The organism is Streptomyces sp. NPDC104226 (genome assembly GCF_055584085.1).
This window is the reverse complement of sequence record NZ_JBVJMS010000001.1, coordinates 1,095,258-1,119,647: the sequence shown is the minus strand read 5'-3', so window position 1 is coordinate 1,119,647 and position 24,390 is coordinate 1,095,258. Positions and strand designations below refer to the sequence as shown.

The following is a 24,390-nucleotide window of genomic DNA, read 5'->3' as shown; positions in this document are numbered from 1 at the left end:
TCCGAAAGGGACGGCCTGGGCCGGTCGCGCGGCACGGGAGCCCGACGGTTCCGCGCCCGCCGTGCGGTACCTACGCCCCCCGGGCGGCGGAGGCCGCCCCGGCCGTCGCGAGGCGCCGGGCCAGTTCCCGTAGCCCGGCGGCGTCCAGCACCTGGTCTCCGAAGCCCGGCAGGGGTACGTGCAGCGGAGCCGTCCAGGACTCCGGGACCGCCGCCGCCCCGTACCGGGCCCCGGCCAGGGTGCCGGTCACCGCCGCCACCGTGTCGGTGTCGCCGCCCAGGTCGACGGCGGCCCGTACGGCCTGCGCGAAGCCCGTCGTGGTGCGCAGCGCCCACACCGCCGAGCCCAGGCAGGGCCACACCGCCCCGTTGAACTCGGTGGCCAGGTCCGGATGCCAGTCCGGAGCCAGGACCCGGGCGTACCGCTCGCGGTGGTCGGGGTGCACCTGCTCCAGGGTCGCGGGCAGCGCGCCGATCGGGTCGCCGCCGTCCAGGGCCACGCGTACGAGTTCGTGCAGGACGGCCGTCCCTTCCCAGGCGGCGCGGTCCCCGTGGGTGAGCGCCGCGATCCGCCGGGCGGCGTCCATGGTCGCGTCCCGCCCGGCGGGGGCGAAGTACACCGCGGAGGTCGAGGCGCGCATCAGGGAACCGTTGCCCGCCGCACGCGCGTTGGCCTGTAAGTGCAGGGCGGCGGCCATGTCCCACGGGTCGCCGCTGGTCAGGACGATCTCCGTCTGGAGTCCGATGTCCTTGGGGTCCGCGGCCGCCCAGCGCCGGAACCGGTCGAAGACGTCGGGGAGTTCCAGTCCGTCGCACTCCAGCAGGGATGCGCCGACCAGCAGTGCCATCTGCGTGTCGTCGGTGGCCTCGCCGGGATCCCAGCCCCCGCCCCCGCGCATCTCCTCGCCGCGGGCACCCAGTTGCCCGGACGGCCCGAACTCGTAGGGAGCGCCGAGCGCGTCCCCGGCCGCGGATCCGAGCACGGCGCCGACGGCACGGTCGATCCGGTCGGTCACCGACCCTCCTCCTCGGCTGCCGGGCCTGCGCGGTCCAGCAGACCGCGTGCGAAGGCGTCCAGGTCGTCCAGCCCGGCCGCGGCCAGGGTGGCCGGGGCTCCCGTCAGGAGGTGGAGTACGGCTCCGTGCAGGGCGAGGGTCAGCGCGCGGGCCTGCTCCGGACCGGCCGGCAGTCCGGCGGCGGCCAGCAGCTGTCCGAACGCCGCGAAGTCCGCCGCCGCGATCGGGTCCAGCAGTGCGGCCAGCCACGGCCGACGGGTGGCCTCCGCCTGGAGCTCCATGTACGCCACGACGCGCGGCCGGCCGGCTCCGGCCGTATCGCGGAGCAGTCCGGCGAGCAGCGCGGCCGCTCCGGCCCGGTCGCGGGGACCGGGCCCGGGCCCGGCGAGTCGGGCGGCGAGTTCCCGGTACTGCTCCAGGCAGCGCTCGGCGACCGCGCGCAGCAGTTCCTCGCGGGTCGGGAAGTAGTTCTTGGTGGTGCCGAGCGGCACGGCGGCCGCCGCGTCGACGGCCCGGTGCGTCAGGCCCCGCCCGCCCGCCTCGGAGAGCACCGCGATGGCCGCGTCGCGCAGCCGGTCCCTTCGGTCCTGGTTCACCTTGTCAGCTTAACCACAACCGTGGTACCACAACTGGGGCACCACAGATGTGGTGGTTCGGTGGGAGCGGTTCGAACGGGGGGTGCGCCATGGGCGTGCGCGCGGAGCGCAGGGGCAGGGGCAAGGTCGCGGAGAAGGGCTCCGCCGTGGTCGTCGGTGCCGGGGTCGGCGGTCTGGCCACCGCCATCGGCCTGCGGCGGGCCGGGTGGGAGGTGGCCGTCCTGGAGCGCCGGGCCGAGCCGGACCGGTACGGAACCGCCTTCGGCATCCACCCCACGGCCCAGACGGCCCTCGACCGGCTCGGCCTGGGTGACGCGCTCCGGGCGAGCGCGGTCCCGTACCGCTCCGCGCAGATCCGGCGCCCCGACGGCCGGGTGTTGGCCGCGCTCCCGCTGGAGCGGATCGAACGCAAGGCGGGTCGCCCCGAACTCCTCATCTCACGGCCCTACTTGATGGACGCGCTGCACGCCGAGCTGATCCGGCTCGGCGGCACGGAGATCGCGTACGGCCGGGCCTACGGGCCCGCGGCCGCGCGGGGCACGGACCGCCTCACGGGCACGGACCGCCTCACGGGCGCCGGGCGCCTCACCGGCACGGACCGGCCCACGGGCGCCGACCTCCTCACCGGCGCCGACCCCTTCACCGGCGCCGACCTCCTCGTCGGCGCCGACGGGATCAACAGCGCCGTCCGCGCCGCCCGCTTCGTGGGCGGGAGCCGGCCGCGGGAGCTCGGCACCACGGCGTGGATCGGCACCGCCGGTTTCGAGACCGGCGTCTACGGCGAGACCTGGGGCCGGGGGCGCTTTTTCGGGATGACCCCGGTCGAACCCGGGCGCACCAACTGGTACGCCACCGTTCCCGAGGCCACCACGGCCGAGGAACTGCGGGCCGCCTTCGCCGACTGGCACGACCCGATCCCGCGGGTGCTCGCCGACACCGACCCGCAGACCTGGATCCGCTACCGGATGCGCCACCTCCACCCGGCGCTGCCCTCCTTCACCCGCACGGGCGGGCCCGGACCGGTCGCGCTCGTCGGTGACGCGGCCCACGCTATGACCCCGAACCTCGGCCAGGGCGCCTGCACCGCGCTGCTCGACGCGGAGGCCCTCACCCGGGCCGTCGCCGCCCACGGCCCCGGTGGCCTGCCCGCCGCCCTGCGCGCGTACGACGGCGAGCGCCGCCGCAGTGCCCAGCGGATGGCCTTCGGCTCCCGAACCCTGCACCGCTTCATGACCGTCCGCCGACCGGGCCTGCGCGACGCACTCGTCGGCCTGCTGCCCGCTTAGCCCACCCCCGTTAGCCCACCCCGGTGAGCCCGCCCCGGCCGGGCGGTCCCGGCACGCGCCCTTCGCGTCACGAGGTCGGTGGCAGCCCTGCGGAACGTGAGTACGCTGCTACACATGACGGGTCACCCACCGGGGCCGCTCTGGACGGGCCGGGCCTCCAACCGTGTGCAGTGGCTGCTCGCCGGTGCCGGTGCGGCCTTCCTGGCGCTCGGGATCGAGATCGCCGTCGACTACGCCTGGGACGCCGGTATCGTCGCGCTGCTCATGGCGGTGGTCGGCTGTCTCGCCGCGGGCCTGCTCATCCTCTTCGGCACCCTCGCCTTCGTGCACGCCGCCGTCACCGTCGACGCCGAGGCCGTCGAGGTCCGCTGCGGGCACATCGGGCTGCCGCGCCGCAGGATCCGGCTCACGGAGGTGGAGGCCGCCGAGTACGTGCCCCGGATCACCCCGCAGCAGTGGGGCGGCTGGGGCTACCGCTGGCGGCCCGAGCGCGGGACCGCCGTCATCGTCCGCCGCGGCGAGGGCCTGGAGCTCCGGCTCGGCGACGGCAAGCTGTTCACCGTCACGGTCGACGACGCGGAGAACGCGGTCCGTGTGATCCGCACCCATCTGCGTGCCCTGGCCCACTGACTCCGCCACCTGCACAGCGTGGGGACGTACACTCCGCCAGATGAGCAGCAGTGCGACCCGCGCGGCCGGGAAAGATGCCGGGAACGACCAAGGGCAGGTGCCGGTGCCGGAGCCCGTGGCGGGGTCGCCCGTGCGGCGGTGGACCGGCCGGCTCGCACGGCCCGCCTGCGCCGTCCTCTCCGGACTGCTCCTCTACCTCAGCTTCCCGCCCCGCCCCCTGTGGTGGCTGGCCCCCTTCGCCCTCGCCCTGCTCGGCTGGTGCCTGTACGGGCGCCGCGCGCGGGCCGGCTTCGGCCTCGGCGTGCTCCACGGCCTCGGCTTCCTGCTGCCGCTGCTCGTCTGGACCGGCGAGGGCGTCGGCCCGGTCCCGTGGCTGGCGCTCGTCACCCTCGAATCCCTGCTGATCGGCCTCACCACCCTCGGCATCGCCCTCGTCAGCCGGCTCCCCGGCTGGCCGCTGTGGGGCGCCGCCGTCTGGATCTCCGGCGAGGCGCTGCGCGCCCGGGCCCCCTTCGGCGGTTTCTCCTGGGGCAAGCTCGCCTTCGGCCAGCCCGACGGGGTCTTCCTGCCGCTGGCCGCCCTCGGCGGCACCCCGCTGCTCTCCTTCGCCGTGGCCCTGTGCGGATTCGGGCTGTACGAGGTGGTGCGCGTCGGCGCCGACACCCGCCGGGCCACCGCCGCCCTGCTCGCCGCCACCGCCGTCGCCGCCCCGCTCGCCGGGGCGCTGGCCGCCCGGCCGCTCGTCTCGGACGCCGCCGAGGACGGCACGGTGACGGCCGCCGTCATCCAGGGCAACGTCCCGCGCGCCGGATTCGACTTCAACGCCCAGCGCCGCCAGGTCCTGGACAACCACGCCAACCGCACCATCCAGCTCGCCGAGGACATCAAGCTCGGCAAGGTCGCGAAACCGGACTTCGTCGTCTGGCCGGAGAACTCCTCCGACATCGACCCGTACGCCGAGCCCGACGCGTACGCCGTCATCGACAACGCGGTGAAGACCATCGGGGTGCCCGTCGCCATCGGCTCCGTGCTGGCACCGGAGACCGGCCCGCTGCGCAACACGATGATCCTGTGGGACCCGGTCAAGGGCCCCGTCGACACCTACGACAAGCGCAAGATCCAGCCCTTCGGCGAGCGCATCCCGATGCGCTCCTTCGTCCGGCTCTTCTCCTCCGACGTGGACCGGGTGCGGCGCGACTTCGGCCCCGGCAAGGAGCCCGGGGTCTTCGACATGGCGGGCAGCGGGGTCGGCATGGTCACCTGCTACGAGGCCGCCTTCGACGACGCGGTCCGCTCCACCGTCCGGGCCGGAGCCCAGGTCATCGCCGTGCCCAGCAACAACGCCACCTTCGGCCGCACCGAGATGACCTACCAGCAGCTCGCCATGGACCGGGTGCGGGCCGTGGAGCACAGCCGGACGGTCCTGGTGCCGGTCACCAGCGGGGTCAGCGCCGTGATCCGTCCCGACGGCAGGATCGTGCAGCAGACGAAGATGTTCACGGCCGACGCCCTGGTCGCGGAGATCCCGCTGCGCTCCACGCAGACCCCGGCCACCCGCTTCGGCCCGCTCGCCGAGTACCTCCTGCTGGCCGTGGCCGTGGCCGCGGCCGGACTCGGCTGGTCGTTCGCACGCCGGATGCGCAGGGCCTCGTAGGGTCGGGGCATGACCACACCTGACTTCATCCGCACCCTGCGCGCCACCGCCGGGCACCAGTTGCTGCTGCTGCCCGGGGTGACCGCCGTCGTCGTCGACGACCTGGGGCGGGTCCTGCTGGGCCGGCGCGCCGACACCGGCCGCTGGTCGGTGGTCGGCGGGATCGCGGAGCCCGGGGAGCAGCCGGCCGACACGGCGGTGCGCGAGGTGTACGAGGAGACGGGGGTGCAGTGCGTACCCGAGCGGGTGGTGCTGGTGCAGATGCTCCCGCCGATCACCTACCCGAACGGGGACGTCTGCCAGTTCCAGGACATCACCTTCCGCTGCCGGGCCACGGGCGGGCGGGCGCGGGTCAACGACAACGAGTCGCTGGAGGTGGCCTGGTTCGAACCGGACGCGCTGCCGGAGCCGCTGGAGTCCTTCGCGGTGGACCGGATCCACCAGGCGCTCAAGGACGAGCCGACCTGGTTCGCTCAGCCGTTGTCGGACGCCTCGCGGTAGAGCTCCACCGCCTGGTCGCCCATGACCGCACTGTACGAGACCTCCGGCACGGTCCCGCCGCCCTCGTAACCCCCGAGGACGCCCGCCAGGGCGCCGCCGACGAGCCAGGGGCTGCCGCTGGTGCCGCCGCTGAGGTCCGGGCACTCGATGCGGCGCTGGGTCTCGGAGAACAGGGTCGTCGCGTTGGCGCAGTACAGCGGGGACTCGTCGCCGCTCGGGTAGCCCACGACGGAGACCGTGGCGTCGGCGGGCTGCTGGGCGGCCACGGGGAAGCCCCCGACCACGTCCTCGATCCGCCGGTCGGCCGCCTCCCCGCTGGCCGCCTGCCCGCCGTCCGCCGGGGTCACCGTCGCGAAGGCGATGTCCTCGTCGGGGTCCTCGCCGTCCGTCCAGCCCGGAGCCACGTACGTGCCGGTCAGCTTCCACAGACCGTACGGGGCCTCGCCGTCGCGGTAGCCCGGGGCGAAGTACGTGGTGTCCGGGCTGCCCAGGCAGTGCGCGGCGGTGACGATCACGTCCCGGTCCTGGCTGCGCACCACGGACGCCGTGCAGAAGTGGCCGCCGTCGAGGCCGTCCGCGAAGAGCGCACCGACCCGGCCTGCCGTGGCGTCGGCCGGGGCCGTGACCGTGACGCCGAGCGGCGGTTCGGCCGAGGCGTCGGGGACGTCGACGCTGAGCAGGGCCGTCATGGCGGCCAGGGCGAGCAGGATCCGTGCAGCGCGCCGGCCACGGGCACGGGCGCGGGAGCGGCGGTCCGGTCGGGAGGGGAGGCACTGGATCATGTTCCGAGCCTCACGCGCGAACCTGTGGCCGGAGCCGGGGAATCCGTATGAATCCGCTGTGAATCGGCGAGCCGAGGACGCCGGGGCGGAAGGCGCAGCGAAGGGCGGGGAGGCATGCAAGGAGGCGGGCCCGCCGACCGGATGGCCCCCGCCGGTTGGCCGCGGGCGCAGGGATGTGAGGTAGTCGGGGACATGGGGCAGCCGGCGGAAGCAGGCCCCCCGAGGCGGAGGGCGCAGCGTGCGGGTACTCAGCTCGGCCGTCGGGTTCCTCGTGGTCCTCGGCACCTTCGTGTCGGTCACCCAAGCCCTGGTGACGCCGCGGGCCATGCGCTCCAAGCTGCCGCGGATCGTGCGCGTCCTGATCCGCGCCCCGTACCAGCTCGTCGCCGACCGGATGCCCACCGAACGGCTCAAGGACCGCGTCCTGGCCCCCGCCGCACCGGTCGCGATGCTGTTCCTGCTGGTGATCTGGCTGCTGCTGTTCCTCCTCGGCTACGGGCTCCTGGAACACGGCGTCTCCGGCATGCCGCTCACCGTCGCCCTGCGCGAGGCCGGCTCCTCCGTCCTCACCCTCGGCTTCGCCAGCGTCGACCGCGGCCAGCTGACCGCCGTGGACTTCTGTGCCGCGGCCACCGGCCCCATCGTCATCGGCCTCCAGATCGGCTACCTCCCGACCCTCTACGCCGCCTACGCCCGCCGCGAAGCCGAGGTCAGCCTGCTGCGCATCCGCGGCGGCGTACCGTCCTGGGGGCCGCAGCTGCTGGCCCGCCACGCCCAGGTCGACCTGGTGGACACCCTGCCCGACCTGTTCCGGGACTGGGAGCGCTGGTCCGCGGAAGTCAGCGAGAGCCACACCAACCACCCCGGGCTGATCCACTTCCGCTCACCGAGCTGGGAGCGGAACTGGCTGGTCAGCCTCCTCGCCGTGCTGGACGCCGCCGCGCTCCACCTGGCCTTCAACCCCGGCGCGCCGCAGACCCAGATGCGCGTGACCCTGCGCGCGGGCTTCAACTGCCTGCGCGACCTCGCCCACGAGGAGGGCATCGCCTACGACCCCGATCCGCTGCCCGAGGACCCCATCGAGCTGACCTACGAGGAGTTCCTCGAGGGCGTCGTACGGATGCGCGAGCGCGGGGTGGTCATGGCGCGCGACCCGGAGCAGGCCTGGCCGCACTTCCGCGGCTGGCGCGTCAACTACGAGGCCGTGGCCTACGCCCTCGCCTACCGCATCGACGCGGTGCCCGCACCGTGGTCCGGACCCCGCCGCCGGGGCGGCGGCCCCGTCGAGGTCCCCACCCCGGTGGACCGCAAGCCGGCGGACGGATAGCCGGGGCCGGGCGGGCCGTCCGGCTCAGCCGCGCCGCTCGTACACCGTCACCCGGCGGCCGCGGACCTGCCGGTCCTCCACCACGGTGAACTCCGCCCGCAGGACCGCCGCTTTGGCCCGGTCCGCCGCGGAGCTCGGGGCCTTGGCCCCCTTCCCCGAGTCCGACACCAGGAGGACCCGCCGCTGCCGGCGCAGGGCCGCCGAGATCCGTGCCGGGTCGGCCTCCTCGCCCTTCAAGGTCCCCGACTCCGCGGGGCCCCGGGAGAGCGCGATGTCCTTCAGGCCGGCGAACGCCCCGGGCGAGACCAGGGCCGTGTCCCGCCGGGCCGCCGGGACGAACAGCACCGCGTCGCCGTCCCGCTTCAGCGCGGCCACCTCGCCGGCCACCGCCAGGACGTCGTCCACCCGGCTGGCCGGAGACCTGTCGGCCAGGGCCACGGGCAGCAGGGCCACCGCCGAGGCCGCGACCACCACGGGCACGAGTGCCCCCGACGCCCTCGGGTACCGGGGCGCGAGGGCCCGTACGGCCGCGCCCAGCGCCGCGCCGATCAGCAGGGCGAGCCCCAGCATGGAGAACAGCACGTACCGGTCCAGGAACAGCGGCTGGACCAGGGAGGCGGCGGCCAGCCCCAGCAGGGGCACCGCCAGCAGCGGCAGTCCGACCGAGGCCGCCGTCAGCCGGGCCGGCAGGCCGGTGCGCAGACCGCCCGCGCGGTCCGCCCACGCACCCAGCGCGCCCACCGCCAGCAGGACGCCCGGGCCGATCAGCATGTGCCAGGTCAGCGGCGGTATCCAGGAGACCTGCCCGGACTGGGTCCGGCTGAACAGGATCAACGGCAGCGCCCCCGCCACGGCCGCCGCCGAGGCGAACAGCCAGGGCACCACGACACCGCGCCGGGCGCGCGCCCACCCCAGGGTCACCGCATGGGCGGGCAGGATCAGCAGGGAGAACCAGTTCAGCAGGGCGCAGACCAGCACGAGAGCCCCGTACGCCGTCCAGCGCGGCCCGGCCCGCCGCCCGGGAGTCCCGGTGCCCGCGATCAGCGAGACGAGCAGCACGGTCGACAGTCCGGCCCCGCCCGCGATCAGCGCGTACGACCGGCCCTCCTGGAGCTGGAACTGCACGGCCGGCAGCAGCCCGAGGGCCAGCCCGCCGCCCAGCCCCGCCCACGGGCCCGCCAGCCGGCGCCCGATCAGCGCCACACATCCGGCGGCGACCGCAACGCCCAGCACCGAGGGCAGGCGCAGGGTGGTCGTGCTCGCCCCGAACACCTCGAAGAGCAGGTGCATCAGCAGGTAGTACAGGCCGTGGACGGCGTCCACGTTGCCGAGCAGGTGCCAGATCTCACCGGGGGAGCGCTCCGCCACCTGCCAGGTCGCGGCCTCGTCCCGCCACACGCTGTGCTGCCGGGAGAGCCCCCACAACCCGAACGACAGGGTCCAGAGGACCGGCACCAGCCACACGAGGTACGGCCGTCGGATACCGGTGGATATGTGGGAACTCATGAAAGCGTGCGAATCCTCGGGCGGCTGTTCGGGCGGAAGGCACCAGTCTATGGACGATACGGAGGGTTCCCGGACCGGCTGTTGTGCACGACGGAGCGTGATCAAGCGGGCCGCTCGCCCCTAGCCTCGCGGCAGCACGGTGCGCCACAGGCACCCGGCAGGCACGCAGGAGCACGAACGAGGGGCGGTACCCGGTGAACTGGCTGATCCACGACTACCGCGAGAGCGATCTCGCGGCCGTTGTCCATCTGATCGACACCACGGCCGAACTCGGCCAGGAGTCGGTCTTCTCACTCGCCGAATGCATCGGCGCCCTCACCGACCGGCAGCCCTGCGTGGTCGCCGTCCACCAGGGCGTCCCCATCGGCGCCGCCCTCGCCAGCGTCACCGGCGAACGCGCCTGGGTCATGCGCATCGCCATCGCCGCCGGCTGGCGCGGCCGCGGCCTGGCCAGCGCACTGCTCGTGGAGCTGGAGCGACGGCTGATCGCCGCCCACGTCGGGCGCATCGCCTACGTCCTGCCCGAGGAGGACCTGCTCGGAGAGGGACTGCTCAACGCCGGCTACACCCGCCAGCCCGCCGTCGCCTACTTCGAGAAGACCGAGCCGCTGCACGGTCCCGCCGCCGGTCTCCTGGACGACCTCGGCGGCCGCTTCCTGCCGAGCGACCTGTGGGCCAAGGTCGCCGGCATGGAGACCGAGAAGGACCTCATCGAGCGGCGCGTGGTGCTGCCGCTCGCCGAGCCCGAGCGGGCCGCCGCACACGGGGTGCGGCCGCCGCGCGCCATCACCCTCTTCGGCCCGCCCGGCACCGGGAAGACCACCTTCGCCCGGGCCATCGCCTCCCGGCTCGGCTGGCCCTTCGTGGAACTGCTGCCCTCCCGCCTCGCCGACGAGGGCAACCTCGCGACCGCGCTGCGCGACGCGTTCGCCCGGATCGCCGAACTGGAACGGGTGCTCGTCTTCATCGACGAGGTCGAGGAGATCGCGCCCGTACGCACCGAGCCCGCCCAGCCCGGCGGGATCCACGGCGTGACCAACGAGCTGCTCAAGCTGATACCCGGCTTCCGCGAGGGCGACGAACGGCTGCTGGTCTGCGCGACCAACTCCATCCGCTCCCTCGACCCGGCCTTCCTGCGCCCCGGCCGCTTCGACTACCTGATCCCGATCGGCACCCCGGACCAGGGCGCCCGCGCCGCGATCTGGGCCCGGTACACGGCGGGCCGCCCCGATGTGGACGTGGCGGCGCTGGTGGCGGCGAGCGAGCTGTTCACCCCTGCCGACATCGAGCACGCGGCGCGGATCGCGGCGCAGGTGTCCTTCGAGCGGGACCTGGAGGCGGTGGGCGCGCGCGGCGCGGCGGCGGCCCAGCTGGGCGCGAGCACGGAGGACTACCTGGCGGCGGTGGCGCAGTGCCGGCCGACCGTGACCCCGGCGATGACGGGAGAGTTCGCCGCGGACATCACCGCGCACGCCCGCTTCTGACACAGGAGCGGCACGAGCCGCCTGCCCGCCACGGACGGGAAGGCGAATTGGCCCGCAGCCACTCCCCAAAGCGGCTGCGGGCCTCCCGCGCGGACTTGGCATCCGTGCGGGACGGCCACGTTCCTTTGGGGTGTATCGCCGGCTGGAACGTGGCTGCATCGGTGCGGTGAGGGCCGCATCCCTGATGCCCTCGCCAACACATTCGAGTCAACCAGGGGCGGGGGTGGCGGCGCCTCGGCCGCACGGCCCCGATCGCCCCGGCCGGAAGGACCGTTCGGCGGGACGGGGCCGTTGGCCGAAAGGAGGACCGGGGCTAGGGTCGGGTCATGGCCTTCGTCGTCTTCATGACCCTCCCGGGGCTGGCGCTGCTGCTCACGGCCATCGCCTTCCTCGACCTCGCGCTGGAGCGTGCGGGCCGCGCCGGACTGCTGCCCTGGCGCCGGAACGGCCGCAAGGGGCAGGTGTCCTCGACGGGCTTCGAGCAGCTGCACGCGAGCTTCTCGCCCGGCAAGCAGAACGAGCTCAAGGAGCGGCAGAGCGCGCTGGTCCTGCGCGACGACGAGGAGGACGGCGCCCCGCCCCGCTCCCGCGTGGACCTCGACGGCGGGCTCGCGGTGATCCGGCTGCCGGCCGCTGAGGGGATCTACGGGCGGCAGCGGTAGGTGAACTCCGCCGTGGCCGTCCGGCGTACGGGGGAGACGAGCTCCAGTTCGGCCTTCGCGGGATAGGTGCCCGCGCCCTGGAAGGTCCACAGCAGGTGCAGCCGGGCCTCCTTGCGGCCGCTCGGCACCCGCTCGCTGAGCTGCTCCGAGCGCGTGCCGTCACTGCGCAGCCAGCGGTACGTCAGGACCCCCGGCCGCCCGTTGGTCCCTACGACGGCCACCACGTCGGCGGTCCCGTCGCAGCCGGGCCCCCCGGCGCCGGCCGCGTCCGTGGACACCGTCAGGTCCCGGACCTCCAGGGCCGGACCGTAGCGCTGCCAGCCCAGGTAGCACAGGACCCCGATCAGGACCACGGCGGCCAGGGTGTAGCGCCGCCACTCGCCGCGCCGGCGGGGAGCGGCGACGGGGAACAGCGGGAACGGCGCGGGCAGTGCGGCCGTCACCCCGGGCCCGAAGCGCAGGACCGAACCCTCGACCCGGTCCGGCACGGCCCCGACCGGTACGTCGAACCGGGCGGTCGGGCCGGTCCCGTCGGTGCCGCCGACGGGACCGAGCCGCGCGGTCCGCTCCGTCCTCTCGGGCGGTCCCGTGATCCAGTGGCTGCCGAGCACGGTGGCGCTGTAGTCGTCGTCGCCCTGCGGGGCGTGGGGATCGCTCATGCCGGCTTGCACCCCCGGATGTAGACGCTCTGGACGGAACTCTGGTTGGCGGCGGCCGGCTTGGTGGTGGCGCGGACGCTCCAGTAGCAGCCGCCGCCCTGGCCGAAGGTGTGCGTGACGGTCTTCGTCCCGGGGCTCCCGGCCGCGAACTCGAAGCTCTGGCTCCCGTCGGGGACGGTCAGGGCGCCCTTGTCGTCGCCGGTGAACCACTCGACGACCAGGGTGTACGGGCCCGCGCCGTCGCTGTCGACGGAGAAGGACGCCTCGGTGGTGCCCGGGGCCGTCTGCCGGAAGGAGGTGACGTTCACCGCGGAGATCTTGACCTTCGGGGACGGGGAGGGCGTCGGTGTGGGGGTCGCGGACGGGGTCGGCGGCCTGGTCACCGTCCAGCTCGGCTTCGGTGTCGGCGTGGGAGTGGGCGTGGGCATCATGTAGCTCGGCGTCGCCGACGGCGATGCGGACGGCGTGGGCGTGGCCGTCGGGGTCGCCGTCGCCCGGACGGACGGGCTCGGGCCGGGCGTCTTCGTGGCCGGGCCCGGCGCCGAGGCGCTCGACGTCGCGAAGGCGTTGAGCGCCAGCGCGCCGCCCGGCTCGGAGCCCACGGCCTGGTAGCCGAGCACGGCCACCAGCCCGAGCGCGAGCGCCGCTCCCGCCGCGAGCAGCCCGCGCCCGCCCGGGGACCAGCCCGGGGGAGGCGGCGGCAGGACCGTGGTGGCCAGAGCGGTGGCGCCCTGCGCCGGGGCGCCCGCCGAGGGGAACAGCAGCGGCAGCAGGGCCGCCAGCGCGGCCAGCTTGCGCTGTCCGCGTTCCTCCCACTGGGGCCCGTACGCCGCCAGGGCCACCGCCTCCAGTTCCGCGACGAACGCATCGGCGTCCCCGGGCCGTTGCTCGGGGGCCTTCGCCAGTCCCCGCCGGATCAGCGGGCGCACCGGCTCGGGCGCCTCGGTCTCCGGGACCGGAGCCTCGATGTGCTGGACCGCGAGCTCCGCGAAGTTCTGCCCGTCGTAGGGCTTGCGGCCGGTCAGGCACTCGAAGAAGGTCGCCGTCGCCGCGTACACGTCGGCCTCGGGCGACGCCGGCCGGCCCTGCCACTGCTCCGGGGCCATGTACGCGGGGGTGCCCGCCGCCCCGGGCGTCGTGCCCAGGGGGGTCGCGATCCCGAAGTCCACCAGCTTGGAGGTCCCGTTGGCCGCGACCAGGACGTTCGCCGGCTTGTAGTCCCGGTGGACCACACCGGCCCGGTGGGCGTCGGCCAGCCCCAGCAGGGAGCCCTTGAGCAGCACCAGCGCCGCTTCCGGTCCGGTCCGTCCGCACTGCTTCAGCAGGGCGTTCAGCGGGATGCCGTCGACGAGCTCCATGACGATCGCGGCGCCGCCGGGCGCCTCGACGTACTCGTACAGCCCGACCACGTAGGGGGAGCGCAGGGCGCCGAGCAGCTGGGCCTCGGCCCGGAACTCCCGGACGAAGACCGGGTTCTCGAGCATCCGGTCGTTCAGGTACTTCACCGCGACGGCCGTGCCGGTGCCCTCGTGGACCGCGAGGACCACGCGGCCGCTGGCACCCGAACCGAGCTCGCGGACCTCCGAGTAACCGGGAACCGACCACACGCCGTTCATGCCTTCCCCCTTGCCGTGGCGTGACCGCGCCCCGGAGCCGGTCGTTCCATGGACCGGCCATCACCTGGGACACATTTCCGCCACGGCCGGTTCCCTGTCCAGGGGCCGGGCGTCAGGCGGCCGCGGCCCGCGCCCCGATCATGGAGTGCAGCCGGTCGGCCGCCGCCCGTCCGAACTCCGGATCGTTGATGTGCGTGTCGTAGTCGTGGATCCGGGCGGCGCTGCCCCGCAGCCCGTCGCGCAGTGCCGAGAACAGCGCCCCGTCGGCTTCGGGGTCGTGGTAGGGCCCGCCGGGGGCGCCGAGCGTGGACAGTCCGCGCAGGGGTACGCAGACGGCCGTGGGGCCGGTGGCCGCACGGAGTTTGGCAGCGACCCGGCGGCCGAGTTCGGCGCACTCGGCCGCCGTCGTACGGATCACCGTGATCGAGGGGTTGTGGATGCGGACCCGGCGGTACCTGACCCGTTCGGGCAGGCTCTCCATCGGGCCGAACTTCACCATGTCCAGCGCCCCCAGGCTCACCACCTGCGGGATCCCGGCCCGCCCGGCGGCGCTGAGACGGTCGGGCCCGGCGGTGAGGATGCCCCCGCACAGGTCGTCGGCGAGCTCGCTGAGGGTGAGGTCGAGGACACCCGCGAAGATGCCCTGGCCGGCCAGGGTCTCCAGGGTCCGGCCGCCGGTGCCGCTGACGTGGAAGACCAGGACCTCGTAGCCCAGCTCGGTCAGCCGTTCCCGGGCGGCGTCCACGCCGGTCGTGGTCACCCCCGCCATGCTCGCCGCGATCAGCGGCCGGGGCCCCGAGCCAAGCAGGGCCGGCCGGCGCGACTGCGTGGCCGAGCGCGCGAAGGACTCGGCCATCCCCGTCACCGCCGCGACGGCATTGGCCAGGACCGGCGCCGAGATGCTGTTGATCCCCGCGATGTCCACCACGCTGTACATCATCGTGATGTCCGCCGATCCGACGTACGGGGCCACGTCCCCGGACGCCATGGAGGAGACCATCACCTTCGGAACGCCGAGCGGCAGGGCGCGCATCGCCCGAGTGGCGATGGAGGTCCCGCCGCTGCCCCCGATCGCGAGGACTCCGTGCAGCCGGCCCTCGGCGTGCAGGCGTAAGAGGGTCGCTTCCGCGCCCCGGGCCATCGTGGTCACGGCCGCACCCCGGTCGGCGGCCGCGCGCAGTTCGGACAGTTCCGTTCCCGCGGCCCGCGCCACCGCTTCACGCGGTACGTCGGCGGGCACCCGGGGCTCGTTCATGATTCCTGTGTCGACCGTGATCACTTCGACGCCGGTGCGCAGCAGCCTCTCGCGCAACCAGCCGTACTCCACACCCTTGGTGTCCAGGGTTCCCACCAGCACGACGTTCGTCATACGTGCAATGTCCACGCAGGTGGGGTTTGTTGGCAAGTAAAGGTCGGGTCAACCCTCGTTCGCCAGGAGGTCCAACAGCCTTTCCAGGAACGGGATCTGAGACACCACCAGCTTGGTTCTGGCCACCTCGGGAGCGAACCACTCAACCCGGTCCAGCTCGGGGAACTCCTGCGTCCGACCCGACTTCGGCGGCCACTCCATGGTGAAGGTGCCGGGCACCGCGAGGGCCGGATCCAGCTCCGCGCGCACCGCCCAGATGGTCACGAGCTTCCCGCCGATCATCCGCACTTCGCCCAGCGGCAGGTACGGACCCTCCGGCGGGGGCAGGCCGACCTCCTCGGTGAACTCCCGGCGGGCGGCGTCGCGCGGGGTCTCCTCGGGTCCGTACTCGCCCTTCGGGATCGACCAGGCACCCGCGTCACGGCGCTCCCAGAGCGGGCCGCCCATGTGGCCGAGCAGGATCTCCACCCCGGCTCCGGGGTGCCGGCGGAACAGGAGCAGTCCGGCGCTGCGCTTCGCGGTCATGGCCCATCCCTACCCCGTCCCGGCGCGGCTCAGGCAGTACAGCCCCGGGGCCGGGAATCGGAGCCCCCGGCCCGGGCCGGGGGCTCAGTGGTCGTGCGGGCCCTGGCGGTGGACCGGGCCGTGGGCGTCCGCGCAGTGCGTGTCGGCCTGCTCCTCACCGGGGCGGCCGACCGTGAGGAGGGCGTCCTGGGCGTGGTCCACCTGGAGGGTGGTGTGCGTGATCCCGTACTCCTTCGCGAGCAGGGCCTCCAGGTCCCGGCGCACGGCGTGGCAGTCGCCCTCCGGGGCCACCAGCACGTGCGCGGACAGCGCGGCCTGACCGGAGGTGATGGTCCAGATGTGCAGGTCGTGGACCTCCGTGACCGGCGGCTGCCCGACCAGCCGGTCGCCGACCGTGTCCGGGTCCACGTGGGCCGGGGCGGCCTCCAGCAGGATCCGGCCGGACTCGCGGACCAGCCCGTAGCCCGCCTTGACCATCAGGACGACCACGACGAGCGAGGCGATCGAGTCGGCCTGCCGGAAGCCGGTGGTGAGCACGATGAGACCGGCGACGGCGGTGCCGATGAAGGCGAACAGGTCGTTGAGGATGTGCTGGTAGGCGCCCTCGACGGCCAGGGAGGTGCGGTTCGCCTTCGAAATGCACCAGGCCGCCGCGATGTTGACGACGATGCCCGCCAGCGCCGTCACCAGCACCAGCCCGCCCTCCACGGGCGGCGGATCCAGCAGCCGCCGTACGGCCTCGTACGCCAGCCAGACCGCCAGCAGCAGCAGCGTGAGGCCGTTGGCCTGCGCGGAGAGTATCTCCGCGCGCTTGAGGCCGTACGTGAAACCACCGCGCGCCGGCCTGGCCGCCAGCCGCATCGCGATCAGCGCGAGGACGATCGAGACGGCGTCCGTCAGCATGTGCGCGGCGTCGGAGATCAGGGCCAGGGAGTGCGCCAGGACGCCGATGACCACCTCGATGGCCATGAAGCCCGTGATCAGGCCGAGGGCGATGCCGAGCCAGCGCCGGTCCGCGTCGGCGGCGACCCCGTGGCTGTGCCCCGCGTGGCCGTGGCCCGCGTGGCCTTCGTGACCGACGGTGTCGTGGTCGTGGGGCGCGTGGTCGTGCGCGCTCATGGTGTCCCCCGTGGGTCGTGGCGGTCGTGGCGAATCGCTCGCGCGTTCCGCTTCGCCTGAAGTGAAGCGCACCTCGGGAGGATGGGCAAAGGCTGCAACGGGGACCGTTGTCATTACCCATAACGCCTTCCTGACCTGCGGTTATGCCGGTCGCCCGGGATCGTGGGAAAATCGCCCCATGGCCCAGCGCCCCGGTGTGCCGACCGCGCCCGAGCTCCTGCTGGAAACGGACAGGGGTTCCACCGCGATGAGCCCCCGCCGGACGTACCACGTCGGCCGGGACCCCCTCTGCGAGATCTGCCTCGACGACGCCCGCGTCTCCTGGCACCACGCGATCCTGCGTCCGGACGGAGACCACTGGACGCTGGAGGACGAGGACAGCACCAACGGGACGTGGGTCGACGGACACCGCGTCCGCGAGTGGGCGGTCGGCGTCGGCAGCGAACTGCGCTTCGGCAGCGCCGCCGACGGACCGCGGGTCCGCTTCGCCGAACCCGCCGCCGTCCGGCCCTCCTCGGTCTCCCGCCCGGACATGACCAGCACCTTCCGGCGGCCGACCTCGGTCCGCGCGCTGGCCCCCCGGGCCGCCGTCCGCATCGGCCGCGCCCCCGACAACGACTTCGTCATCGACGACCTCGTCGTCTCCCGCCACCACGCCGAACTGCACGCCCGCCCCGACGGCGGGTACGAGATCGCGGACCTCGGCAGCCACAACGGCACCTACCTCAACGGCGCACGCCTCACCGGGGCCGCCGCCATCGGCGAGGGCGACATCGTCGGCATCGGCCACTCCGCCTTCTGCCTGGTCGGCGACCAGCTCCAGGAGTACGTGGACACCGGCGAGGTCTCCCTCGACGTCCAGGACCTGCGCGTGGCCGTCGACAACGGCCGCAAGACCCTCCTCGACGGCGTCTCCTTCCCCGTCGGCGCCACCACCCTGCTCGCGGTGGTCGGCCCCAGCGGCGCCGGCAAGTCCACCCTGCTCGGCGCGCTCACCGGGCTGCGCCCGGCCGACCACGGCACCGTCCTCTACGACGGCCGCGACCTCTACCGGGACTACGCCGAGCTCCGCAGCCGCATCGGCCTCGTCCCGCAGGACGACATCCTGCACGCCCAGCTCACCGTGCGCCGCGCCCTCGCCTACGCCGCCGAGCTGCGCTTCCCCCAGGACACCGCCAAGGCCGAACGGGAGGCCCGGGTCGACGAGGTGATCGGCGAACTCGGCCTCCAGCAACGCGCCGACCAGCCCATCCACAGCCTCTCCGGCGGCCAGCGCAAACGCGTCTCCGTGGCCCTGGAACTGCTGACGAAGCCTTCCCTGCTCTTCCTGGACGAGCCCACCTCCGGGCTCGACCCGGGCATGGACCGCTCGGTGATGAACATGCTGCGCGGCCTCGCCGACGACGGCCGCACGGTCATCGTCGTCACCCACAGCGTGCTCAACCTGAGCGTTTGCGACCGCCTCCTGGTCCTCGCGCCCGGCGGCCGCATCGCCTACTACGGGCCCCCGGACGAGGCGCTCGGCTTCTTCGGCTTCGAGCAGTGGCCCGAGGCCTTCGAAGCCTTCGAGAACGAACGCGAACGCGACTGGGCAGGAGAACACCGCACCTCGCCGCTGTACCGACGCTACGTCGACGTCGCCGGCCGGGCCCCGCTCGCGGGGACCGGCGACAGGGCCGCGGGCACCGCGCCCAAGCCGCCGCCCAAGGCGCAGAGCTGGGGTTCGCAGCTCTCCACGCTGATCCGCCGGTACGCCGCCGTGCTCAGCGCCGACCGCACCTTCCTGATCATCATGGTCGCCCTGCCGTTCGTCATGGGAGCCATGGCCCGGGCCCTGGCCGGCAGCGAACTCAGCCCGGAGACGGCGCTCAACGCCCTGTTCATCCTGTGCGTGGGCGGGGTCCTGACCGGAGCCGCCAACGCGGTGCGCGAACTGGTCAAGGAACGCGTCATCTACCAGCGCGAACGCGCCGTGGGGCTCTCCCGGTCGGCCTATCTGATGTCCAAGGTGGTGGTCCTCGGCGCCATCACCATCGGCCAGGCGGTGGTCCTCACCCTCGTCGGCCTCGCCGGGGTCAAGACCAACGCCCCCGGCGGCAAGGGCCTCTTCCTGCCCCCGCTGATCGAGATCACCCTCGTCGTCGCCCTGCTGTCCGTCACCGCCATGGTGCTCGGCCTGCTGATCTCCGCCCTGGTGAGCAAGGAAGAGGTCACCATGCCGCTGCTGGTCCTGCTCACCATCGTGCAGGTCGTGTTCTGCGGCTCCCTGCTGAAACTCACCGGGGTCCCCGTCATCGAACAGTTCGCCTGGTTCGTGCCGGCCCGCTGGGCCATGGGAGCGATGGCGGCCACCATCGACCTCGGCGCCATCGTGCCCGGCAAGATCACCCAGGACCCGATGTTCGACCACAAGCCCGGCCTGTGGATCACGGAGGTGGCGATGCTCGTCGGACTGGCGGTGCTGTTCGCCGTGCTCGTGGGCCGGGTGCTGCGTCGCCACGAGCCCGCCATCATGCGGAAGTAGCCGCGATGACCAGCCCCGGCCAAGCCGCGGACTTCCGGCCCACCCACATCGTTCCCCAGGACGGACTCCCCGCGTGGGAGACCCCGGACCTGGCCCGCCCGACGGTGGCGCTCGACGCCTTCCTCCCCGTGCGGCTGCTCTCCCGGCGCGGGGAATGGGGGGAGATCCTGTGCGCCAACGGATGGTCCGCCTGGGTGGACGGGCGCCTGCTCCTCGCGGTGCCGCAGCCCCCGCCGACCGGCGGGCGCCCGCTGACCCGGGTCGAGGACCCGCAGCCGCTGCTCACGCGGTGCGCGGAGGAACTGGAACGCTACCGGCGGGCCGTCACCGACCTCGCCTCCGGGCGGCTCGACCCCGAGTCCTTCCGGCGGTCCCTGCGGGGACTGCGCGTCGGCGTCGTCGTCGACGGGGAGTCCGTGTGGCTCTACGACGAGACGGCGGGACGGTGGATGTACGGGGACGGGAGCCGCCTGGCCACCTACGCGGTCGTCGCGGGACCAGGTGCCCCGCCCGCGCCGCAGACGCCGCCGCAGGAAGCCGACACCGAGGGCAGTGGCGACGTACAAGACGCACGGGACGTACGGGACGCACGAGACGCTCCGCACGAGCCCACGAGGATCGTGGACCTGCCCCGGCCGGAGGCGGGCTGATGGGCTCCGATCCGGCCGCGGAGCCGTTCCGCGGGCGGGAGTCCGACCTGCGGGGGCGGCGGATCGCCGGGTACGTGGTGGAGGCCGAGATCGGACGCGGGGGGATGGCGGTCGTCTACCGCGCGCACGACGTACGGCTGGACCGGACGGTCGCCCTGAAGCTCCTCGCGCCCGAACTGGCGCGCAACGACGTCTTCCGGAAGCGGTTCGCGCACGAGTCGAAGGTGGCGGCGGCCATCGACCACCCGCACATCGTGCCCGTCTTCGAGGCGGGGGAGACCGACGGCATGCTGTACATCGCCATGCGGTACGTGCCCGGCCAGGACCTGCGGGCCATGCTGGACCGGACGGGCCCGCTGCCCGTGGAGGCGGCGGCCCGGATCGCCGGCCAGGTCGCCTCGGCCCTGGACGCGGCGCACGCCCACGACCTGGTGCACCGGGACGTGAAGCCCGGCAACATCCTGGTCGCGGGCGGCACCGACAGCGAACACCCCGAGCACGTCTACCTGACCGACTTCGGGCTGACGAAGAAATCGCTGTCGCTGACCGGGTTCACGAGGGTCGGCCAGTTCGTCGGCACCCTGGACTACGTGGCGCCCGAGCAGATCGCCGGGAAACCGGTCGACGGCCGGTGCGACGTCTACAGCCTGGGGTGCGTGGTCTACGAGACCCTGGCCGGCGGCCCGCCCTTCGAGCGCGACGACGACATGGCGCTGCTCTGGGCCCACCAGTACGATCCGCCGCCGGCGGTGTCCTCACGGCGGGACGGCCTTCCGCCGGGGGTGGACGAGGTACTGGCCCGGGCCCTCGCGAAGGCGCCCGAGGACCGGTGGGGGAGCTGCCTGGAGTTCACGGGGGCGCTGCGGCAGGCGGGTGCGGGGGAGGCCGCGGGTGCCGGGATGGCGGCCTTCGTCCGCGCGCCCGACCGCGCGCCGGCCCGGGCAGCCTCCGACGGGCCGCCGCCACCGCCGCCCAGGTGGGCGCTGCCGGTGTTCTAGCCCCGGTCGGCCGGTGAGTGATCGGCCCTGGCCCTGGCCCTAGTCCTGGTCCCGGGAGGGGCCGCACACGACGTGGGCGGTGACCTCGGCGTGGGCGGCCGAGGCGTACCAGCCCTTGCGTCCGTCGGCGTCGACCACGGGGTGGGAGGCCAGGACGGTGTGCCGGAGGGTGCCGTCGCGGCCGTGGTCCCAGTGCGTGGTGGAGTACCCGCCGGACTGCACGGCCGTACCGCGGGGGCAGAACACCCTGCTGACGGACACCGCCTGCGCGGAGGAGTCCTTGCGGCCGGTGGCGCCGGAGAGGAGGCGGGGGCCGGGGCCGGTCGCCTGCGTGGGCAGGGCGGTGGAGAGGGTCAGGGCCAGTGCGGAGAGGGCGATCAGGCCAGCGGCGTGAAGCGGCCGGAACAGGCCTTTGGTCATGTTCACGGAGACGAGCGTGTCATGCGGAAACGATCCCCCGATGAGCCGATTTGCGCCTGTTCACCCGAACGGCTCAACCGGCGGTCGGGGGTGGGCGGCCGGGTTCGCCCCGGCGGCGGCGCGGGAGCAGGGCGCCCAGGAAGCCCGCCACGGCACCCGCGAGGAAGGCGAGCCCGACCGTGCGCCAGAGCAGCGGGCGCAGCTCCACGTTGCCGCTGAGGTCGTCGACGTCGCCGAGGCCCAGCAGGGTGAGGCCGAACTGGGCCTGGATCCGGGCCAGCAGGCAGACCACCAGGGTGGCCAGGGCCAGGGCGACGGCCAGGTGGAGGGCGTGCTGCCAGGGACGGACGTGTGCGGGCGAACGGGCGGCGGCCAGGGCGCCGGCGGCGAGCAGGAGGACGACGGCCAGGGCGACGAGCCACCAGGCCCGGGAGTCCCGCTCGGCGAGCGAGGCCACGTCGATGGTGGACAGGTCCGGGGCCGCCCCGGAGGCCCCGCCGGTGGTGCGCAGCACCTCGTCCAGGACCTGCGGTACGGGCAGCCCGAACGGTCCCTCGGCCTTGCCCTCCCACGCCCCGCCGAAGCCGAGCGTCAGGGCGGGCCAGACCAGGTTGGGCAGGCCCAGCAGGACCACCGCCAGGGTGCGGTCCGCATGCCCCTGGGTGCCCGCCACGGCCAGGCCGACGCCGATCCCGACGACGACGTACGCGAGGAGCAGCGCGACGACGGCGAAGGCCGCGGGCCGTACCGCCGCGTGGAAGCGGACCAGCCCGGTCGGGAGCGGTGCGCGCCGGGACACCAGCAGGGAGACCAGCAACAGGCCCAGGATCCACAGCAGTCCGTAGCCGATGCTGGCGGGGATCGCCGCCTCGAAGCCCACCTTCGGGCCGGCGTCGAGGACTTCGCCGATGTCGCCGAGGACCGAATCGCCGGTGGAGACGGCGAAGTTCTGGCGGGACAGCAGGGCGACGCCGGTCAGCACCGCCAGCCAGAGGAGCACCAAGGGCGCGGCGCGGGCGAGGAGTTCGCGCACGCCCGCCACGGCGCGGTTGTGCAGGGGGCGCAGGAAGAGCCAGCCGGTGGTCAGTGCGCCGGCCAGACTGACGGAGAGGGGGAGTACGGACAGGCTCGTGTCGGCCCCCGCCAGGAAGCCGGCCCCGCCCGTCACGTCGACCGACCCGCCCGCGGCCATCAGGACGACGGCGGCCACGACGTGCGGGAACGCGCCGCCGGGCAGGTCCCCGGCGCCGGCGAGCGCGAGCCCCGCGGCGGCGACGACGGCCATCACCGCGAAGCCTGCGAGGACCGCGACGAGGGCGTCGCGCCAGGCTCGCGCGGCCGGTGCCGTTGGAGGGCTCACCTTGTCACCGTAGGCAGCTCCGCTTGCGGCCACCACCCGGACGGCGCACACAATGGTCGCCAGGAGTGCACGAAATCCGGAGATTTCCGCTGATGCTCCGCAGAAGTTCCATAACGGAACGTCCGCGGAGCACCTACGAGCAGCGACGAGCAGCCGCGGAGCAACGACCGAAGGGTCCGCAGCGGAACGTCCACAGGGGACCGGAACCCCTCCGCCTGGGAAGAAGAGCCCGTGACCACTCAACCCTCCGGCCAGCAGCCGCCGTGGCCGACACAGCCGTCACAGCCGCCCTCGCAGCCGCCGTCGTCGTCGTCCGGGCGCCCCACGGGCCCGCCGTCCGGTCCCCTCTCCGGGGGCCGGGAAGGGCCCCCGCCACCTCCGCCGCCGGCCCCTCCCGGAGGATCCGGGAGCGGGGTGCCCCCCGGGCCCCCCGAGCCCCCGCACAAGCCCTGGTGGCGCTCCGTACCCCGGCTCGCCACCACGATCGTCGCCCTCGCCGCCGCCGTGACCCTGGCCGTCGTCCTGACCAGGCCCAGCGGGAGCGGGGGTACCACCACCTCCGCGGGCAACGAGGTCTTCCTGCAGCCCGCGGCGGCCTCCGGGCCCGACCCCTTCACCGAGTCCACCGCCGCCAAGCAGGCCACCGCGCCGCCCGAGTCCCCGCCGCCCTCCACGCCGGGGAAGCCCGAATCGAAGCCACCGGCGAAACCGACGTCGTCCGCGGCGCCCACGACCACCCGCAGCGTCAGCGGCGCCTCGCCCGAGCTGTACGGGGGCACGCCGAACGTGCCCGCCTGTGACGTCGAGAAGCAGATCCGGGTGCTGTCGGCGCAGCCCTCCAAGAACGCCGCCTTCGCCTCGTCGCTCGGCATCCAGCCGACGGCCGTGCCGTCGTACCTGCGCTCGCTCACCCCGGTCCAGCTCCGGGTGGACACCCGGGTCACCAACCACGGCTACGTGGACGGCCGTTCCACCAGCTACCAGTCCGTGCTCCAGGCAGGGACCGCCGTGCTCGTGGACGACCGGGGCGTGCCGCGGGTGCGGTGCGCCTGCGGGAACCCGCTGGGTCCGCCGGTGGCGCTGAAGGCCAACCCGAAGCGGTTCGGACAGCCCTGGACCTCGTACCAGCCCTCGCAGGTCGTGGTCATCGCGCCGTCCGTGACCATCGTGAACAAGTTCGTGATCTACGACTACCGCGACAGCCGCTGGTACGAGCGTGACCGGGGCCACCACCAGGGCCGACACGACCGGCCGATCCCGCCGCCGGTGATCCCGACGCCGATCTTCACCACCCCGCCGCCGTCGCCGACGTTCACGTCGCCGTCCCCGACCTTCACGTCGCCGTCCCCGACCTTCACGTCGCCGTCCCCGACGGTCACTTCCCCGTCCCCGACGTTCACGTCGCCGTCCCCGACGGTCACCTCCCCGTCCCCGACGGTGTCGCCGTCCGAGTCTCCGTCGCAGTCCCCGTCCGAGTCCCCGTCGGAGTCCCCGTCGGTCTCGCCTTCGGAGTCTGCGTCCGAGTCGCCTTCGGAATCGCCGTCGCCGTCACCCTCCGAGTCGCCTTCGGAGTCCGTGTCGGCGTCGGTGACGGGGTCGGAATCGCCTTCGGAGTCCCCCTCCGAGTCGCCGTCCGTCTCGCCCTCCGTCTCGCCGTCCAAGTCGGCCTCCACCTCTCCGTCCGCGAGCCGGACGGCGCCGTCGCCG

21 protein-coding genes and 1 pseudogene are annotated in these 24,390 nt (G+C 74.0%); 11 read left to right on the top strand and 11 right to left on the bottom strand.

Annotation, left to right across the window (positions count from 1 at the left end; translation table 11 throughout):
• Window positions 1-70 precede the first annotated feature (70 nt).
• Window positions 71-1,015: an ADP-ribosylglycohydrolase family protein gene (locus tag ACZ60J_RS04890; RefSeq protein ID WP_469678975.1), complete on the bottom strand. Its 945-nt coding sequence runs from the start codon at window positions 1,013-1,015 to the stop codon at window positions 71-73.
• Window positions 1,012-1,611: a TetR/AcrR family transcriptional regulator gene (locus tag ACZ60J_RS04885; protein ID WP_469678974.1), complete on the bottom strand. Its 600-nt coding sequence runs from the start codon at window positions 1,609-1,611 to the stop codon at window positions 1,012-1,014. Before ACZ60J_RS04885 ends, ACZ60J_RS04890 begins: the two co-directional genes overlap by 4 nt.
• Window positions 1,612-1,700: 89 nt before the next feature.
• Here ACZ60J_RS04885 and ACZ60J_RS04880 point away from each other — a divergent pair, with 89 nt between their 5' ends.
• The 4 genes from ACZ60J_RS04880 (at window position 1,701) to ACZ60J_RS04865 (ending at window position 5,682) form a co-directional block, all read left to right on the top strand.
• Window positions 1,701-2,897, top strand: coding sequence for an FAD-dependent oxidoreductase (locus tag ACZ60J_RS04880; protein WP_469678973.1), 1,197 nt, complete (start codon window positions 1,701-1,703; stop codon window positions 2,895-2,897).
• A 114-nt stretch (window positions 2,898-3,011) separates the two neighbouring features.
• Window positions 3,012-3,527 carry a hypothetical protein gene (locus ACZ60J_RS04875; protein WP_469678972.1) on the top strand — a complete coding sequence of 172 codons (516 nt, stop codon included), beginning with the start codon at window positions 3,012-3,014 and terminating at the stop codon, window positions 3,525-3,527.
• Window positions 3,528-3,567: 40 nt separating this feature from the next.
• Window positions 3,568-5,181: an apolipoprotein N-acyltransferase gene (gene lnt / locus ACZ60J_RS04870; RefSeq protein ID WP_469678971.1), complete on the top strand. Its 1,614-nt coding sequence runs from the start codon at window positions 3,568-3,570 to the stop codon at window positions 5,179-5,181.
• A gap of 9 nt (window positions 5,182-5,190) precedes the next feature.
• The gene (locus tag ACZ60J_RS04865; protein WP_469678970.1) at window positions 5,191-5,682 is read left to right on the top strand and encodes an NUDIX hydrolase; all 492 of its coding nucleotides are present in this window, start codon (window positions 5,191-5,193) and stop codon (window positions 5,680-5,682) included.
• Here the strand turns inward: ACZ60J_RS04865 and ACZ60J_RS04860 are convergent.
• Window positions 5,655-6,464 (bottom strand): trypsin-like serine peptidase, encoded by an 810-nt coding sequence (locus ACZ60J_RS04860; protein WP_469678969.1) that lies wholly within the window; start codon window positions 6,462-6,464, stop codon window positions 5,655-5,657. The genes ACZ60J_RS04865 and ACZ60J_RS04860 overlap by 28 nt on opposite strands.
• Before the next feature lie 238 nt (window positions 6,465-6,702).
• Between ACZ60J_RS04860 and ACZ60J_RS04855 the strand changes: the two genes are divergently transcribed.
• The gene (locus ACZ60J_RS04855) at window positions 6,703-7,791 is read left to right on the top strand and encodes a hypothetical protein (RefSeq protein WP_469678968.1); all 1,089 of its coding nucleotides are present in this window, start codon (window positions 6,703-6,705) and stop codon (window positions 7,789-7,791) included.
• A 24-nt stretch (window positions 7,792-7,815) separates the two neighbouring features.
• Here the strand turns inward: ACZ60J_RS04855 and ACZ60J_RS04850 are convergent, their stop codons facing one another.
• Window positions 7,816-9,297: a glycosyltransferase family 39 protein gene (locus ACZ60J_RS04850; protein ID WP_469678967.1), complete on the bottom strand. Its 1,482-nt coding sequence runs from the start codon at window positions 9,295-9,297 to the stop codon at window positions 7,816-7,818.
• 194 nt (window positions 9,298-9,491) lie between these two features.
• Here ACZ60J_RS04850 and ACZ60J_RS04845 point away from each other — a divergent pair, with 194 nt between their 5' ends.
• Together ACZ60J_RS04845 and ACZ60J_RS04840 are read left to right on the top strand one after the other, a co-directional pair.
• A complete protein-coding gene (locus tag ACZ60J_RS04845; protein WP_469678966.1) occupies window positions 9,492-10,781 on the top strand; it encodes an ATP-binding protein in 1,290 nt (429 codons plus the stop codon).
• 326 nt (window positions 10,782-11,107) lie between these two features.
• Window positions 11,108-11,443 carry a DUF6191 domain-containing protein gene (locus ACZ60J_RS04840; RefSeq protein WP_469678965.1) on the top strand — a complete coding sequence of 112 codons (336 nt, stop codon included), beginning with the start codon at window positions 11,108-11,110 and terminating at the stop codon, window positions 11,441-11,443.
• Here ACZ60J_RS04840 and ACZ60J_RS04835 read toward each other — a convergent pair.
• The 5 genes from ACZ60J_RS04835 to ACZ60J_RS04815 form a co-directional block, all read right to left on the bottom strand.
• A complete protein-coding gene (locus ACZ60J_RS04835) occupies window positions 11,425-12,102 on the bottom strand; it encodes a hypothetical protein (RefSeq protein WP_469678964.1) in 678 nt (225 codons plus the stop codon). The genes ACZ60J_RS04840 and ACZ60J_RS04835 overlap by 19 nt on opposite strands.
• Window positions 12,099-13,718, bottom strand: a complete 1,620-nt coding sequence (locus ACZ60J_RS04830) for a serine/threonine-protein kinase (RefSeq protein ID WP_469678963.1) — start codon at window positions 13,716-13,718, stop codon at window positions 12,099-12,101. Before ACZ60J_RS04830 ends, ACZ60J_RS04835 begins: the two co-directional genes overlap by 4 nt.
• A 112-nt stretch (window positions 13,719-13,830) precedes the next feature.
• On the bottom strand, window positions 13,831-15,087 hold the full coding sequence (locus ACZ60J_RS04825; RefSeq protein WP_469678962.1) for a Tm-1-like ATP-binding domain-containing protein: 1,257 nt from the start codon (window positions 15,085-15,087) through the stop codon (window positions 13,831-13,833).
• 48 nt (window positions 15,088-15,135) lie between these two features.
• Entirely contained in the window at window positions 15,136-15,612 is a 477-nt protein-coding gene (locus ACZ60J_RS04820; RefSeq protein WP_469678961.1) for an NUDIX hydrolase, read from the bottom strand.
• Between the two features lie 84 nt (window positions 15,613-15,696).
• Window positions 15,697-16,731, bottom strand: coding sequence for a cation diffusion facilitator family transporter (locus ACZ60J_RS04815; protein ID WP_469678960.1), 1,035 nt, complete (start codon window positions 16,729-16,731; stop codon window positions 15,697-15,699).
• A gap of 178 nt (window positions 16,732-16,909) precedes the next feature.
• Here ACZ60J_RS04815 and ACZ60J_RS04810 point away from each other — a divergent pair, with 178 nt between their 5' ends.
• Genes ACZ60J_RS04810 through ACZ60J_RS04800 form a run of 3 tightly spaced genes read left to right on the top strand, consistent with a single transcriptional unit; the run spans window position 16,910 to window position 20,903 of the window.
• The gene (locus ACZ60J_RS04810; RefSeq protein ID WP_469678959.1) at window positions 16,910-19,255 is read left to right on the top strand and encodes an ABC transporter ATP-binding protein/permease; all 2,346 of its coding nucleotides are present in this window, start codon (window positions 16,910-16,912) and stop codon (window positions 19,253-19,255) included.
• Between the two features lie 5 nt (window positions 19,256-19,260).
• On the top strand, window positions 19,261-19,905 hold the full coding sequence (locus ACZ60J_RS04805) for a hypothetical protein (protein ID WP_469678958.1): 645 nt from the start codon (window positions 19,261-19,263) through the stop codon (window positions 19,903-19,905).
• Entirely contained in the window at window positions 19,905-20,903 is a 999-nt protein-coding gene (locus ACZ60J_RS04800; protein WP_469678957.1) for a serine/threonine-protein kinase, read from the top strand. Before ACZ60J_RS04805 ends, ACZ60J_RS04800 begins: the two co-directional genes overlap by 1 nt.
• Before the next feature lie 39 nt (window positions 20,904-20,942).
• Here the strand turns inward: ACZ60J_RS04800 and ACZ60J_RS04795 are convergent, their stop codons facing one another.
• Complete coding sequence (locus tag ACZ60J_RS04795; RefSeq protein WP_469678956.1) at window positions 20,943-21,329, bottom strand: hypothetical protein; 387 nt, start codon at window positions 21,327-21,329, stop codon at window positions 20,943-20,945.
• Window positions 21,330-21,396: 67 nt separating this feature from the next.
• A complete protein-coding gene (locus ACZ60J_RS04790; protein WP_469678955.1) occupies window positions 21,397-22,683 on the bottom strand; it encodes a streptophobe family protein in 1,287 nt (428 codons plus the stop codon).
• A 231-nt stretch (window positions 22,684-22,914) separates the two neighbouring features.
• Between ACZ60J_RS04790 and ACZ60J_RS04785 the strand changes: the two are divergent.
• Window positions 22,915-24,249, top strand: a pseudogene (locus ACZ60J_RS04785) (DUF6777 domain-containing protein); the annotation flags it as partial.
• Window positions 24,250-24,390 lie beyond the last annotated feature (141 nt).

Bases quoted from the DNA above. Each gene is read 5' to 3' on its own strand.
- ACZ60J_RS04850 (WP_469678967.1), bottom strand. From the start codon at position 9,297: ATGAGTTCCCACATATCCACCGGTATCCGACGGCCGTACCTCGTGTGG.
- ACZ60J_RS04875 (WP_469678972.1), top strand. From the start codon at position 3,012: ATGACGGGTCACCCACCGGGGCCGCTCTGGACGGGCCGGGCCTCCAAC.
- ACZ60J_RS04820 (WP_469678961.1), bottom strand. From the start codon at position 15,612: ATGACCGCGAAGCGCAGCGCCGGACTGCTCCTGTTCCGCCGGCACCCC.
- ACZ60J_RS04860 (WP_469678969.1), bottom strand. From the start codon at position 6,464: ATGATCCAGTGCCTCCCCTCCCGACCGGACCGCCGCTCCCGCGCCCGT.
- ACZ60J_RS04835 (WP_469678964.1), bottom strand. From the start codon at position 12,102: ATGAGCGATCCCCACGCCCCGCAGGGCGACGACGACTACAGCGCCACC.
- ACZ60J_RS04865 (WP_469678970.1), top strand. From the start codon at position 5,191: ATGACCACACCTGACTTCATCCGCACCCTGCGCGCCACCGCCGGGCAC.
- ACZ60J_RS04830 (WP_469678963.1), bottom strand. From the start codon at position 13,718: ATGAACGGCGTGTGGTCGGTTCCCGGTTACTCGGAGGTCCGCGAGCTC.
- ACZ60J_RS04880 (WP_469678973.1), top strand. From the start codon at position 1,701: ATGGGCGTGCGCGCGGAGCGCAGGGGCAGGGGCAAGGTCGCGGAGAAG.
- ACZ60J_RS04805 (WP_469678958.1), top strand. From the start codon at position 19,261: ATGACCAGCCCCGGCCAAGCCGCGGACTTCCGGCCCACCCACATCGTT.
- ACZ60J_RS04815 (WP_469678960.1), bottom strand. From the start codon at position 16,731: ATGAGCGCGCACGACCACGCGCCCCACGACCACGACACCGTCGGTCAC.
- lnt (WP_469678971.1), top strand. From the start codon at position 3,568: ATGAGCAGCAGTGCGACCCGCGCGGCCGGGAAAGATGCCGGGAACGAC.
- ACZ60J_RS04825 (WP_469678962.1), bottom strand. From the start codon at position 15,087: ATGACGAACGTCGTGCTGGTGGGAACCCTGGACACCAAGGGTGTGGAG.
- ACZ60J_RS04800 (WP_469678957.1), top strand. From the start codon at position 19,905: ATGGGCTCCGATCCGGCCGCGGAGCCGTTCCGCGGGCGGGAGTCCGAC.
- ACZ60J_RS04810 (WP_469678959.1), top strand. From the start codon at position 16,910: ATGGCCCAGCGCCCCGGTGTGCCGACCGCGCCCGAGCTCCTGCTGGAA.
- ACZ60J_RS04840 (WP_469678965.1), top strand. From the start codon at position 11,108: ATGGCCTTCGTCGTCTTCATGACCCTCCCGGGGCTGGCGCTGCTGCTC.